The organism is Pantoea sp. CTOTU49201, from assembly GCF_032054795.1.
GTDB lineage: Bacteria > Pseudomonadota > Gammaproteobacteria > Enterobacterales > Enterobacteriaceae > Pantoea > Pantoea symbiotica.
The window spans coordinates 1-14,083 of sequence record NZ_DAMBSA010000080.1 but is presented as its reverse complement, the minus strand read 5'-3'; the positions used below and the strand labels follow the sequence as shown (position 1 = coordinate 14,083).

10 protein-coding genes and 1 pseudogene are annotated in these 14,083 nt (G+C 54.0%); 8 read left to right on the top strand and 3 right to left on the bottom strand.

Annotated features, from left to right (window positions below):
• Window positions 1-182: 182 nt before the first annotated feature.
• Window positions 183-2,216: a methionine--tRNA ligase gene (gene metG / locus RTY00_RS08195; protein ID WP_312664083.1), complete on the bottom strand. Its 2,034-nt coding sequence runs from the start codon at window positions 2,214-2,216 to the stop codon at window positions 183-185.
• Window positions 2,217-2,378: 162 nt separating this feature from the next.
• Between metG and apbC the strand changes: the two genes are divergently transcribed.
• Entirely contained in the window at window positions 2,379-3,491 is a 1,113-nt protein-coding gene (gene apbC / locus RTY00_RS08190) for an iron-sulfur cluster carrier protein ApbC (protein WP_179450103.1), read from the top strand.
• Here the strand turns inward: apbC and RTY00_RS08185 are convergent.
• On the bottom strand, window positions 3,488-3,940 hold the full coding sequence (locus RTY00_RS08185) for a GNAT family N-acetyltransferase (RefSeq protein WP_312664082.1): 453 nt from the start codon (window positions 3,938-3,940) through the stop codon (window positions 3,488-3,490). The two genes, apbC and RTY00_RS08185, sit on opposite strands and share 4 nt — an antisense overlap.
• Window positions 3,941-4,266: 326 nt before the next feature.
• Here RTY00_RS08185 and ahpC point away from each other — a divergent pair, with 326 nt between their 5' ends.
• The 4 genes from ahpC (at window position 4,267) to RTY00_RS08165 (ending at window position 11,312) form a co-directional block, all read left to right on the top strand.
• Complete coding sequence (ahpC, locus tag RTY00_RS08180) at window positions 4,267-4,830, top strand: alkyl hydroperoxide reductase subunit C (RefSeq protein ID WP_007889514.1); 564 nt, start codon at window positions 4,267-4,269, stop codon at window positions 4,828-4,830.
• A gap of 71 nt (window positions 4,831-4,901) precedes the next feature.
• Window positions 4,902-6,470 carry an alkyl hydroperoxide reductase subunit F gene (gene ahpF, locus RTY00_RS08175; RefSeq protein ID WP_154155909.1) on the top strand — a complete coding sequence of 523 codons (1,569 nt, stop codon included), beginning with the start codon at window positions 4,902-4,904 and terminating at the stop codon, window positions 6,468-6,470.
• A gap of 123 nt (window positions 6,471-6,593) precedes the next feature.
• Complete coding sequence (locus tag RTY00_RS08170) at window positions 6,594-8,870, top strand: ATP-binding protein (RefSeq protein WP_312664081.1); 2,277 nt, start codon at window positions 6,594-6,596, stop codon at window positions 8,868-8,870.
• A gap of 126 nt (window positions 8,871-8,996) precedes the next feature.
• Complete coding sequence (locus RTY00_RS08165) at window positions 8,997-11,312, top strand: ATP-binding protein (RefSeq protein ID WP_312664080.1); 2,316 nt, start codon at window positions 8,997-8,999, stop codon at window positions 11,310-11,312.
• Here the strand turns inward: RTY00_RS08165 and RTY00_RS08160 are convergent.
• Complete coding sequence (locus RTY00_RS08160; RefSeq protein ID WP_312664079.1) at window positions 11,278-11,982, bottom strand: response regulator transcription factor; 705 nt, start codon at window positions 11,980-11,982, stop codon at window positions 11,278-11,280. The genes RTY00_RS08165 and RTY00_RS08160 overlap by 35 nt on opposite strands.
• Window positions 11,983-12,613: 631 nt before the next feature.
• Here RTY00_RS08160 and RTY00_RS08155 point away from each other — a divergent pair.
• From RTY00_RS08155 to RTY00_RS08145, 3 genes and pseudogenes are all read left to right on the top strand, one after another.
• Window positions 12,614-12,952, top strand: a complete 339-nt coding sequence (locus RTY00_RS08155; protein WP_312664078.1) for a hypothetical protein — start codon at window positions 12,614-12,616, stop codon at window positions 12,950-12,952.
• A gap of 7 nt (window positions 12,953-12,959) precedes the next feature.
• A complete protein-coding gene (locus tag RTY00_RS08150) occupies window positions 12,960-13,787 on the top strand; it encodes a tetratricopeptide repeat protein (protein WP_312664077.1) in 828 nt (275 codons plus the stop codon).
• Window positions 13,784-14,083, top strand: a pseudogene (locus RTY00_RS08145) (hypothetical protein); the annotation flags it as partial. The gene RTY00_RS08150 and the pseudogene RTY00_RS08145, both read left to right, overlap by 4 nt.

Genomic DNA, 14,083 nt, shown 5'->3' with positions numbered 1-14,083 from the left:
AACGGCAGGCATGTCAGGCTCCTGTTTTCGTAGCGCTTTATCATACGCATTAAGCCATTAGCGTGCTAGCGATCACAGTACTGTCTGAGCTGGTCGCCATAAATGGCAACCCTACGAAAAACGCGCCAATCCTTTGTAGGATCAACAGGTACAAAAAAGCCGCCCTGAGGCGGCTTGTTCGTTTACTTAACCGGCATGCCCGGTACTGCACCGCTATCGACGGACAGCACAAACAGGTCTTTGCCGCCTGGACCCGCTGACAGCACCATGCCTTCTGAAATACCGAAACGCATTTTACGTGGCGCGAGGTTAGCGACGATGATGGTCATCTTGCCGACCAGCACGGATGGATCCGGATACGCGGCGCGAATACCAGAGAAAATCTGACGCTTCTCGCCACCCAAATCCAGCTCCAGACGCAGCAGCTTATCGGAACCGTCAACCAGCTCAGCTTTCTCGATCAGCGCCACGCGCATATCGACCTTGGCGAAATCATCAATGGTGATGGTGTCACCAATCGGCGCATCGGCCAGCGGACCGGTTGCTGCAGGCTTGTTCGCTGCCGCCGCATCCTCTTTTGAAGCCTCAACCAGCGCGTCAACTTTGGTCATTTCGATACGGCCATACAGCGCTTTGAACGGTGCCACTTCATGATCCAGCAGCGGTTGGGCAATCGCATCCCAGCTCAGCTCGCTCTGCAGGAAGGCTTCGGTGCGTTCGGTCAGCGATGGCAGCACCGGCTTCAGCCAGGTCATCAATACGCGGAACAGGTTGATACCCATTGAGCAGATCGCTTGCAGGTCGGCATCGCGGCCTTCTTGCTTCGCCACCACCCAAGGTGCCTGCTCATCGACATAGCGGTTCGCCAGATCGGCCAGCGCCATGATTTCACGGATCGCGCGGTTATATTCGCGGCTTGCCCAGGCTTCGCCAATCTTCTCAGAGGCATCAACAAAAGTCTGATACAGCGCCGGATCGGCCAGTTCACTCGCCAGCTTGCCGCCAAAGCGTTTGGTCAGGAAGCCCGCATTACGTGACGCCAGGTTCACCACTTTGTTCACCACGTCCGCATTCACGCGCTGCACGAAATCTTCCAGATTCAGGTCGATGTCGTCGATGCGTGAAGAGAGCTTGGCCGCGTAGTAGTAACGCAGGCTGTCGGCATCCAGATGCTGCAACCAGGTGCTGGCTTTAATAAAGGTACCGCGCGATTTGGACATCTTCGCGCCGTTCACCGTCACATAGCCGTGTACGAACAAATTGGTTGGCTTGCGGAAGTTGCTGCCTTCCAGCATCGCCGGCCAGAACAGGCTGTGGAAATAAACGATGTCTTTACCGATGAAGTGATACAGCTCGGTCGTGGAATCTTTCTTCCAGAATTCGTCGAAATCGAGATCGCCGCGCTTGTCGCACAGGTTTTTGAATGAACCCATGTAACCGATTGGCGCATCCAGCCAGACGTAGAAGTATTTGCCCGGCGCGCCAGGAATTTCAAAGCCGAAGTAAGGTGCATCGCGGGAGATATCCCACTGCTGCAAGCCAGACTCAAACCACTCCTGCATCTTGTTCGCCACTTGCTCTTGCAGCGCGCCAGAGCGCGTCCACGCCTGCAGCATCGCGCTGAAAGAAGGCAGATCAAAGAAGAAGTGCTCTGAATCGCGCAGCACCGGCGTCGCGCCTGAAACCACAGATTTCGGGTCGATCAGCTCGGTTGGGCTATAGGTCGCGCTACATACTTCGCAGTTATCGCCATACTGATCCGGTGACTTACATTTCGGGCAGGTGCCTTTCACGAAACGGTCCGGCAGGAACATGCCTTTCTCAGGATCGTATAGCTGCGAAATGGTGCGGTTCTTGATGAAGCCGTTCTCTTTCAGACGACCATAAATCAGCTCGGACAGCTGACGGTTTTCGTCGCCGTGCGTCGAGTGATAGTTGTCATAGCTGATGTCGAAGCCAGCGAAATCGGTTTCGTGCTCCTGCTTCATCTCCGCGATCATCTGCTCCGGCGCGATGCCCAGCTGCTGCGCTTTCAGCATAATTGGCGTGCCGTGGGCGTCGTCTGCACAGATGAAGTGAACCTGGTTGCCACGCATTCGCTGGTAACGGACCCAAATGTCAGCCTGAATGTGTTCAAGCATGTGACCGAGATGGATTGAACCGTTTGCGTACGGCAGCGCGCACGTTACCAGAATTTTTTTAGTGACTTTAGTCATGATTGCGTAGCGTTCCATTGATGAAAAAAAGCGTCCTAGATGGTAACCGAAGCACCCTCTGGCGTAAACACAGCTGCACTTCCCCGTCACTTTTAGCGCCTATCTGATACTATTGAACAGACACCGCCGCAATCTGGCGTGAAGAATAAACAAGGAGAGGGGATGACTTCACAATCCCAGCAACATCATTCACCTGAAGCGCTGCGAGCATTGGTTATCGGCGTGCTAAGTGACTTTGAACATCCGACGCTGCAACACAACCTGACCACGCTGAAAGCGCTGCGCCACGTCGCGCTGCTGGATGACAAGCTGCATATCGAACTGGTGATGCCGTTCGCGTGGGCCAGCGCCTTTGAAGAGCTGAAAGCGCAAACCAGCGCCGAGCTGCTGCGCCTGACCGATGCCAGCGCCATTGACTGGCGGCTGCGTCATGACATCGCCACGCTTAAGCGGGTGAAAAATCATCCGGGTGCGACCGGTGTGAAGAACATCATCGCCGTCAGTTCAGGCAAAGGTGGCGTGGGTAAATCCAGCACCGCCGTGAATATGGCGCTGGCGCTGATCGCCGAAGGGGCGCGCGTGGGGATTCTCGATGCGGATATTTACGGCCCGTCGATTCCTAACATGCTCGGTACCGAAAACCAGCGTCCAACCTCGCCGGATGGCACGCATATGGCACCGATCATGGCGCACGGTCTGGCAACCAATTCAATTGGTTATCTGGTCACTGACGACAATGCCATGGTGTGGCGCGGCCCAATGGCCAGCAAAGCCCTGATGCAACTGCTCAACGAAACCATGTGGCCGGATCTGGATTATCTGATCCTCGATATGCCGCCAGGCACCGGCGATATTCAGCTGACGCTGGCGCAAAACGTGCCGGTGACTGGCGCGTTAGTGGTTACCACGCCGCAGGACATTGCCTTGATTGATGCACGTAAAGGCATGGTGATGTTCGAGAAGGTCAGCGTGCCAGTGTTGGGCGTGGTTGAGAACATGAGCATGCACATCTGCAGCCAATGCGGACATCACGAGCCGATTTTCGGCACCGGCGGCGCGCAGAAGCTGGTGGAGGATTACAACACACGTTTGCTGGCTCAACTGCCGCTGCACATTACGCTGCGTGAAGACCTGGATGATGGTGAACCTACCGTGGTGCGCCGTCCGGAGAGTGATTTCACTGCGCTCTATCGCCAGTTGGCGGGGCGTGTGGCGGCACAACTCTATTGGCAGGGAGAAATCATCCCTGGCGATATCGCCTTCCGCGCCGTTTAACGTCGTCCATTTCCGCTGGCGCGTTTTGCCAGCGGAAAATGCATCAGCACATATTTTCCCTGCTCGCTCTCGCCAACCGCTTCACGCCGCCAGCCGTGTTTGAGATAGAAATCCAGCGCCACCTGATTTTGTTGCAGGCATTTCAATGCGCCAGTCGAGCTAAATCGCGACTGCACTTTTTCCAGTAACGCGCTGCCTACGCCTTGTCCCTGTGCATTTGGATCGACGTACAGACTATGCAGGAAGTTGTCATTATCCAGCACCGCCGCAAACCCCACGCGATGCCCATCCAGTTCGGCGACCAGCACGGTTTCGCCCAAAATCACTGCATCGAAATCTTCTAACTGCCAATCATCGCCATCCAGCCACGTCCAGTTATGGCGTCGTGCGGCAAGATACAGCGTGCGCAGAAAAGGGCGATCGGCTTCGTCAAAAAAACGGATTTGCACGCAAAAGCTCCATTTGGGGGTGATCTGTTACGTTGCCAGGTGCGCATAAATGCGCACCCTACGAAACCCATACCCGCTAAATCGTAGGGTCGCCATTCATGGCGACCGCCTAATGTCTATTACCCAACGTAAAAGTAGCAGTTTCATCGCAAAAAGATAAAGCCTGTCAGAACCGCAGCCTTTTTGTGTAGAATGCCCGCGCGAGCCGCATGAAAGCTGGCGTCGGCGCTTTGATAGCTTTTGGTTATCTAATTGATAACGTCTGCATATTAGAAGTTGGCCCGAAAATTCTGTAGCCTGCATCACATCTTTTAACGGAGGTCACCATGTCCATCATTAATACCAAGATCAAACCATTTAAAAACGCAGCGTTCAAAAACGGCGAATTCATCGAAGTCACCGAGAAAGACGTTGAAGGTAAATGGAGTGTTTTCTTCTTCTACCCGGCTGACTTCACCTTCGTATGCCCAACCGAACTGGGTGACGTTGCAGACCATCACGAAGAGTTCCAGAAACTGGGTGTAGATATCTACTCTGTTTCTACTGACACGCACTTTACCCACAAAGCCTGGCACGGTTCTTCAGACACCATCGCGAAAATCAAATACGCGATGATCGGCGACCCAACTGGCGCGCTGACCCGTAACTTCGAAATCATGCGCGAAGACGAAGGTCTGGCAGATCGCGGTACTTTCATCGTTGATCCGGAAGGCATCATCCAGGCGATCGAAATCACTGCAGAAGGCATTGGCCGTGACGCATCTGACCTGATCCGTAAAGTGAAAGCAGCACAGTACGTTGCTTCTCACCCAGGTGAAGTTTGCCCGGCAAAATGGAAAGAAGGCGAAGCAACTCTGGCTCCATCACTGGACCTGGTTGGCAAAATCTAAGTCAACACCACGCCATTCGATCTTTCTCAATCGGGTGCTACGGCACCCGATTTTCATGACAGGAACTCACTATGCTCGACACCAATTTAAAAACCCAACTCAAGGCTTACCTTGAGAAACTAACGAAACCGGTTGAGTTGATTGCCACATTGGATGATGGCGCCAAATCCGCAGAGATCCGTTCTCTGTTGGCCGATATCGCGGGCTTGTCAGACAAAGTCAGCTTCCGTGAAGAGAACGATCGTCCGGTTCGTAAACCCTCTTTCCTGATCACTAACCCAGGCAGCCAGAGCGGTCCGCGCTTTGCCGGTTCGCCAATGGGCCACGAATTTACTTCACTGGTTTTAGCTTTGCTGCAAACCGGTGGACACCCTTCGAAAGAAGCGCAGAGCCTGTTGGATCAGGTTGTGGCTTTGGAAGGCGACTTCCACTTCGAAACTTATTACTCACTGTCGTGCCACAACTGTCCTGACGTGGTACAGGCGCTGAACCTGATGGCGGTACTGAACCCGCGCATCAGCCATACCGCGATTGACGGCGGTATGTTCCAGAACGAAATCACCGAACGCAACGTGATGGGCGTGCCAGCGGTGTTCCTCAACGGCAAAGAGTTCGGTCAGGGCCGTCTGAGCCTGGCGGAAATCGTCGGTAAAGTGGACACCAACGCAGAGAAGCGTGCGGCAGAAGAGCTGAACAAACGTGATGCCTACGAAGTGCTGATCGTTGGTAGCGGCCCGGCTGGCGCGGCTGCGGCCATCTACTCTGCACGTAAAGGCATCCGTACTGGCCTGATGGGCGAGCGTTTCGGTGGTCAGGTGCTGGACACCGTAGACATCGAAAACTACATCTCGGTACCGAAAACCGAAGGCGCGAAGCTGGCCGGTTCTCTGCGTGCTCATGTTGATGATTACGACGTCGATGTGATTGATACCCAGAGCGCCATCAAGCTGATTCCGGCGGCGAAAGAGGGCGGTCTGCACGCGATTGAAACCGCATCTGGCGCGGTACTGAAATCCCGCAGCATTATCATTGCTACCGGCGCACGCTGGCGCAACATGGGCGTTCCGGGCGAAGAGCAGTATCGCACCAAGGGCGTAACCTATTGCCCACACTGCGACGGCCCGCTGTTTAAAGGTAAACGCACCGCAGTGATCGGCGGCGGTAACTCAGGCGTGGAAGCGGCTATTGATTTAGCCGGCATTGTTGAGCATGTGACGCTGCTGGAATTTGCCAGCGAAATGCGCGCCGACAAAGTGCTGCAGGACAAACTGCGCAGCCTAAAAAACGTTGACGTGATTCTGAACGCACAAACCACCGAAGTGAAAGGCGACGGCAGCAAAGTTACCAGCCTGACGTACATCGACCGTAATAACCAGACCAGCCACGAAATCGCGCTGAGCGGCATCTTCGTGCAGATTGGTTTGCTGCCGAACACCACCTTCCTTGAAGGTGCGGTAGAGCGCAACAAGATGGGCGAAATCATCATTGATGCCAAGTGCGAAACCAGCCTGAAAGGCGTATTCGCCGCAGGCGACTGCACCACGGTGCCGTACAAGCAGATCATCATCGCCAGCGGTGAAGGCGCGAAAGCCTCACTCAGCGCCTTTGATTATCTGATTCGCACCAAACCGGCTGAATAAGTTTTGCGATAGCCACGCAATAGCCCCGCAACCTGTGTTGCGGGGCTTTTTTTTATCTGCATTTCCATGCGAGTTCAACGCGGCTACACTGCGAATTGGTGATGATGGGCAGGGGAAGCGTGGATGAACAGGCTGTTATTAATATTGCTGTTAATGGTGAGTGTGGCGCAGGCGCAGCGCATTGATCTGTCTCCACAGCTGCAGGCGTGGATTCAGGCGCACCCCAACATCACCTACACCGTTGCCGATCGTTGGCCGCAGGATTATCGCGAAAACGGTAAACCGGTGGGACTAAGCCGCACCATTCTTGATGAAATCAGCGAACGCACCGGACTACATTTCACCTACGTTGCACCTGAAGAGGCGCTCCTCAACCCGCCGATGCTTAACGCGGCTGTCAGTGCGGAGCTGATCTCCCCGCAGGACAAACAGCGCTGGCTGTTTAGCCAATCCTGGATGCAAACCATGCCCATGTTAGTGGGCCGAAAAGAGACGGTGGATATTCGTGGCATTGAACGATTAGACGGCAAGCGGCTCGGGATTGCGCAATCCTCAGAGTATGAACCCTGGATCAGGAAGCACTATCCAGCGATTCAGCTAGTCGATTTCCCCAGCGTTAGCGAAGCGCTGCGCGCCGTTGACGAACGCCAGGTTGATGCGGTGATAGGCTCCGGCTTGATCATTCTGCCGATATTGCAGCGCTTCTACGCAGGCGATTTAGCGGTGACGGGTCAGGTACCCGAAATGGCCAGCGGCATCAATATGGCTATCGATCCCGCTTATCCCGAGTTACGCGACATCATTAATGCCGCCTTTATCACCATCAATGGCGTCGATGCACAAAACATTTTCAAACGCTGGGTCGGCATTGTCGATCTGGGCACGCCGTCAATTGGCGTCATTGTAGAGCACTATCGTTATCAGCTCATCGCCTTTGCCACGTTGCTGATGCTGCTGCTGTTGGCATTGAGCAGCGCGATAAAAGCCCGTCGTCGTGCCCAGGCAAGCGAAAAAAGTAAGTCCGAATTTCTGGCGATTATGAGCCATGAAATCCGCACGCCAATGAACGCCATCATTGCGTCGTTAGAACTTCTGCAACAGCCTGCGACAGCGAAAAAGCAGCAGGAGTATCAGGCGCTGGCGCTCTCTTCATCGCAGGATCTGCTCGAATTACTCAATAACGTGCTGGATCACAGCAAGCTCAGTCAGCAGCAGATTCCGTTGCAGATTGCGCCTTATGAAATCAGCAGCTTACTGGCGGCAATCTGTGACAGCCAGCGGCCTTCAGCCGAGCGTAAAGGCGTGTCACTGGTGTTGGAACTGCAGCCCGTGATCGAAGCATTATGGCTGGATGTAGATGCGCATCGCTTGCGCCAAATTGTGAATAATTTGCTGTCAAATGCGGTTAAGTTCACCGATAGCGGGGCAATTACCCTAAAAGCCGATTGGCAAAGCGAGCCAGGATTACCAGATGCATTAACCCTCGCTGTGGAAGATACCGGCATCGGTATTGCACCCGCCGATCAGCAGCGAATGTTTCAGGCCTGGCAGCAGGCGGAAAGTCGCGGTGCGCGCGTGCGTAGCGGCAGCGGCCTGGGGCTTTATCTGTGCCGCACGCTGGCAAAACGTATGGGCGGAGATTTGACCCTGAGCAGTGAGGAGGGCAAAGGCAGCGTCTTCACCTGTATTTTGCCGCTGAATAAGAGCCATTCGCCGGGCAGTAATGAAGAGCAACAACCGGTGGCAGCGCTTCCCGTTGGTCTCGCGGTGTTAGTGGTTGAAGATCATCCAGCCAATCAGCAAGTGCTGGCTGCTCAGCTAAAACAGCTTAATTGCCATTATGAAATGGTTGAGAGTGCCGAACAGGCTTTACAGCTGCTGGAGGAGGAAAATTACTACGATATCATGCTGTTGGATTGTAATTTACCTGGCAAGGATGGCTATTGGCTGGCACAACAGATCCGTGAGTTTGAAACCGCACAACAGGGTGATCGCACGCCGCTGATCGCGATCTCCGCCGTCAGCAGTCTTGAGCATCGGCAACGCTGTTTAACCAGCGGCATGGATGATGTGTTAGTTAAACCGATTCGATTAGCCGAGCTGGCAGAAAAACTCGGACACTATCAGGCAATTCAGGAACCGGATACGCCGTTGTTAAGTGATGAAGTGAAGGTATGGCTGCAGCAAGATCGGGATAACTTTGTTCATGCCTGTGAACAGCGCGATGTGCCGCACATGATCCATTTTGTACATCGCATTCGCGGCGTTGCACAGATGTACCAGCTGCCAGAGCTGGCTCAGCAAGCAGAAGACATTGAAACGCAACTGCGCCAACAGCCCACGCCAACCGTTCAAACCACCAGAGATTGGCAAACGCTGATTAACAACCTTATGCCTTGAGATAAGGCAATTGAGAGTGCTCTCGTAGAGTGTTTGACGCTTTTTTCATCAAATAGCCTGCCTAATCCTGCTGCATCAGCGCTTTTAGCGCGCAGCAGTTCGTCTTATTAGTCAGGTTATTACGTTATGCGTGCTTTGCTATCAGGCCTGTTGCTTCTGGCTGGCCTGCTACTCTCTTATTCCACTTTCGCTACGCAGATCGCCTTCACCGAGGATGAGCAGCGCTGGATCGCTGCGCATCCGGTTGTTCCTTACCACTTCATCGCCAGTTGGCCGCTCGATTATCAGGAAGAAAACCAACATATTGGCCTGAGTCGCGATTATCTCGACCATGTTAGTGAAATCACCGGCCTGCAATTTGTACTGGCAGAACAGAGCGGGCAGCCGCCTGGGTTAATTTCAGCCATTGCGCCTGAGTTGCTGGCTGAGGATCAACGAGAGGGCTGGCTGTTCAGCGATCGCTGGCTGGCGACCAGCGCTTCGGTTATCACGCATAACAATGGCGCAACCATCCATTCTCTCGATCAGCTGCGCGGTAAACGTGTCGCAGTACGTAGCGGAACGCTGTATGAGAGCTGGCTGAGAGAAAACTGCCCGGACATCCTGCTGTTACCGGTCGATCATATGCGTGAGGTATTTCAGGCGGTTTATGAAGATCGCGCAGATTTGGGCCTCGGTTCCAGTCTGGTGATGCGGCCGCTGCTGTGGCGCTACTATTCCCACAAGCTGGCGATTGCCGGCCAGATACCCGAATTAGCCGCCAGCTTAACCATGGGCGTTTCTGCCGCAGATCCGCAGCTGCTGAGCATCATCAATAAAGCACTAAGTGCCGTACCCGCCGCCGATGCCAACGAGATGTTTAGCCGTTGGGTAGGTGACATGCGCCTCGGTTATCCATCGATGGGCGTAATTTTTTCCCTTTATCATTGGGAAATCTTCACCTTCTGCTTTTTAGTGTTGTTGCTGGGTTGGCTGCTGCAGCGCGCCATTATGCATCGCCGTCGCGCCACTGCCAGCGAGGAGCGCAAAACGCAATTTCTCGCCATGATGAGCCATGAAATTCGCACGCCGATGAATGCGATGATTGCCTCGCTGGAGCTAATGAAGCGCACCGAGAATGCACATCAGCAGGAGCAATATCTGGCGCTGGCCTCCTCTTCGGCGCGCAGTTTGCTCGATCTGCTTAACGATATTCTCGACCACAGCAAACTCTCCGCAGAGTGCATTGTGATTGATAGCCAGCCCTTCGATCTCAGTGAGCTGATCAATACTATTTGCGATAGCTACCGGCCAATGCTGGCGGAGAAAGGGCTGAATCTGGTGATCACCATTGATGAACCGCTTAAGAAGCAGTGGATGATGGGCGATCCCCATCGCCTGAGGCAAATCATCAACAATCTGCTCTCCAACGCGATTAAATTCACTCATCAAGGTGCCATTTCGTTGGCGCTGGATGCAGAATTTTTTGCCGATAATACCTGCATGATTGCGCTGGCTGTGGCGGATACCGGCATTGGCATTGCACCCGAAGCGCAAAAAACCTTGTTTGATGCCTGGACGCAAGTCGATGACGGAGCCGATCGCCGCTATGGCGGCAGCGGCTTAGGTTTATGGATCTCTCAGCAGTTGGTCACGCTGATGCGCGGAGCATTGAGCTGTCAAAGCCTGCCGGGCGAGGGCAGCACCTTTACCCTGAAAGTGCCGTTAGGCCTGTGTGCAGAAAAATCCCCGCTGATTGAACCTGCGTTACCGCGTTTCACTGCGGACACGATGATTTTACTGGTGGAAGATCATCCAGCCGCGCAGCGGACTTTGCAGGCGCAGCTTGCCACGCTCGGTTGTCAGGTCGAGCTGGCGGAAAATGGCCAGCAAGCTCTGGCGCTGTTAGAAGAGGAGAATTACTACGATGTGATTCTGCTGGACGTCAACTTACCGGACATCAGCGGTTACGACATCGCCAGGCTTTTGCGCGAACTTGAGTGCGAGCGCGGCATCGAAGCCACGCCGGTGGTAGCGATTTCTGCCATGAGTGACGATGCTCATCTTGAGCAGTGCGAGGCCAGCGGTTTTGATGCCGTGCTCAGTAAGCCGATTATCCTCACCGCACTGGCCGGTTGTTTACGTCGCTGGTGTCATCTGGCGGCAGCGAACAGCACAGGTGAAAAGGTCGTGGAAAAAGCTGATCAGCAGGAATTGCAAGCGTGGCTGGAGGAAGATGTTAGCGGATTCAATCACGCCTGTGATGCAATGGACACGCGACTTATGCAGCACCATGTGCACCGTCTGCGCGGCACTGCACAAATCTTTCAGATGAATAACCTGGCGCAGTTGGCGGGAACCATCGAAAGCCAACTGCGCGCAGGTGCTACCGTAAGTGAAGAGCTTGCCCGCCAGTGGTGGGATTCGCTTAGATGTGAAGTGACTTCAGCAATTCGTCCTTGATAATAAACAGTTCATGATCGGCCTTTAGTCCCAGCTTGCGCATGGCGCTCTGTTTCTGACCGCTGATAGTTTTCAAACTGCGGTTAAACTTCTCTGCGATGTCAGTCACCGTCATCCCGGCGAGAAAACAGCGAATCACTTCCTGCTCCTTCGGTGACAGCGCCGACAAACTCACCGCCTGGCGCACATTGGCTTCGCTGTAGTTGCCGCTGATCAGCACTTCGCCATGCCGCTGTTGGTTGGCCAGTTCCTGTGCCATCTGCGGTTCGATAAAGGTGCGTCCGCGGCTCACTTCCAGCGCGGCGTTTTGAATCTCTTCAAACGGCCGATTTTTCCCGATAAAGCCTTTGGCGCCACCGCGCAGTGCTAGCGCCACCGTAGCCGGATTGTAATGGGCGGAAACCACCAGCACCGCGACGTCTGGATGTAAACGCGTCAAGGTTTTAATCAGATTCAGGCCATCAACATCGGCCGGCGCCAACTCATAATCAGCAATCACCACATCGACCTTGGTGGTTTTAATGCAGTTCAGCAACTCCTTGCTGCTGGTAAAGGTTCCCACTACATCGAAGTCGGGATTTTCCCGCAGTACATCACTGAGCCCGCGCAACACCAGGAAGTGATCATCCAGCAGGGCGATAGAGACGTTTTTACGACGGAATGTTTTCATCCACAAACACTCTTGCTTATCAATAGGGGGTGAGAATCAGTGTACTGTATTTTTGTCTGCTGTATGACGTAACCGTCACTTTACGCGCGACCTGTCAAGGTGACAGCGGCCGGAAATTACCGCGCTTAATCGGCAATGTCATCTTTTTTGTTCTGTAATTGACGCCAGATACCAGAAAATTCCAGATGAGGCTAAATTATCGCCTTGAACAAGGGTTAACGGGGGAAATAATCATTCACATCGCATAGGTGGACGTGAGGCTATATTTTTTTGAGAGTGCTCTCGTAGCGTTAAATTATGACGCTGAGTACTCTAATACCTGAATGTTACGTCTCTTCAAACACAATCTGTATCGTTATCAATTGAAAGTAAATGATTTACTCCAGTGGCGTAGCCACACAGGAGTGGGCTGATTATGTCTAAATTATTTCAATTAATTGTCCGGCAGGTATTGGCTGATAAATGATAACGTGAGCGCCGTACAGGGCGAGCTCAATAATGTTCGCCTAAAAAATAAATGCGCCAGCAGGTTGAAGTGAGAGGCTTAATTTGCCCCCTATCGACTGGAATTCTATTTATTATGCAATTTTCAGGATGTTTTAAGTTGGGTATAGCCATCGGGAGTGTATTAATGCTCACGGGCTGTTTGTCGCTGCCTGATGCTAATGCCTCGTATCACGCGGAAACCAGCCTGGCCGCTCAGCCCACCAACCAGCAACTTAGCCTCACTCGTTGCCAATCTGAGGTTTCTGCGCTCGCACAATACGACGATATACGTTTTCAGCACCAGCACGATACGCTCAATAGCTTGATGGATCGTAGCGCCAAATACTTGCTCACGCGCCCACAACTCGCCGCCGACATGCAGGCCACGCTGGATAGCGTTTATCAAGCTGAGCTGGCCAAGCGTTGTCAGCAAATTCACAGCGAGCTGTTCCGCGCCATGCTGGCTCAGGCGGATGGGGAGTGATGTGACGATGAAAGCCTATTTCCCTTTATTAGCTGTTTGCACCCTGCTGAGCGGTTGTATTCAGCACACGCAGCCACATCCGCCAGTAGACACAGAATCCTTTGCTCAACCGCGTTTACTCAGCGACTTCAATCAGCAGATGGCGACAACGCGCCAGCAGGCCGAAGCCGGTGAACGTCAGGCGCAGCAACAGTATGGCGGCTGGCTGGCGTCGGCTGGTCAACGTGAGGCGGCGCAACCGCTGCTGACAGCCGCCGCCGAAAGCGGTGAGCCGCAGGCGCAGTATCAACTCGGCAAATTGCTTATCGAACATCAACCTGGCGACGGCAAACAGTGGCTGCAACGCGCCGCCGAGCAGGGCAACAGCGCCGCCGCACAGCAGTTGGCACGCTACCATCGCAGCGGTAATCCGTTGGTGCAGGATAAGCAGCAGGCCTTTAACTGGCTGTTACAGGCTGCACAGCAAGGCGATGCACAGGCACAAAATGATGTCGGCGCGGCATACAGTCGCGGTAACGGCGTGAAAAAAGATGCCGTGCGCGCGGCGCAGTGGTATCGCAAAGCGGCCGAGCAGGGCAATGCACTGGCTCAGTTCAATCTGGCCGGTGCTTATCAAGCTGGAGAAGGCGTCAAAGCCCAGCCGCTTGAGGCTTACGCCTGGTACAACGTCGCGGTGCAAAACAGTCAGGATCCTCATCTGACGCAGATCGCCGAACAGATGAAACTTCGCATGTACGCCAGCGCGACGCGCAGCGGCAAAGCCGCGCAGGCGCGCCAGCTGGCGCAGAAATTTACCCAGCAGTATGTCAAACCGTACAAGGAAGCACTGCCATGAAACCGTTATTTACCCGCTCGCTGATCGGCCTGGCAGTGGCTGCAACCTTGTGGTCATCCGCCAGCCAGGCGGCGCCAGCGCTGACCGGTTACAGCTCAGATCACACCATTCCTTATTCGCTGTTCGATGAAACCGAAGCAGTGAAGCCGTGGGTGAAAGCGCCGCCGCCGAAGAAAAAGCCGCTGCGTCCAGCCACCACCACGAATGTGGAGCAGACGAAAAAGTTGCAGGCGCTGGAGCAGTCGCTGAATGAACAGCAGCGCATTAATAAAGAGTTGCTGGCTGGGCATCAGGTG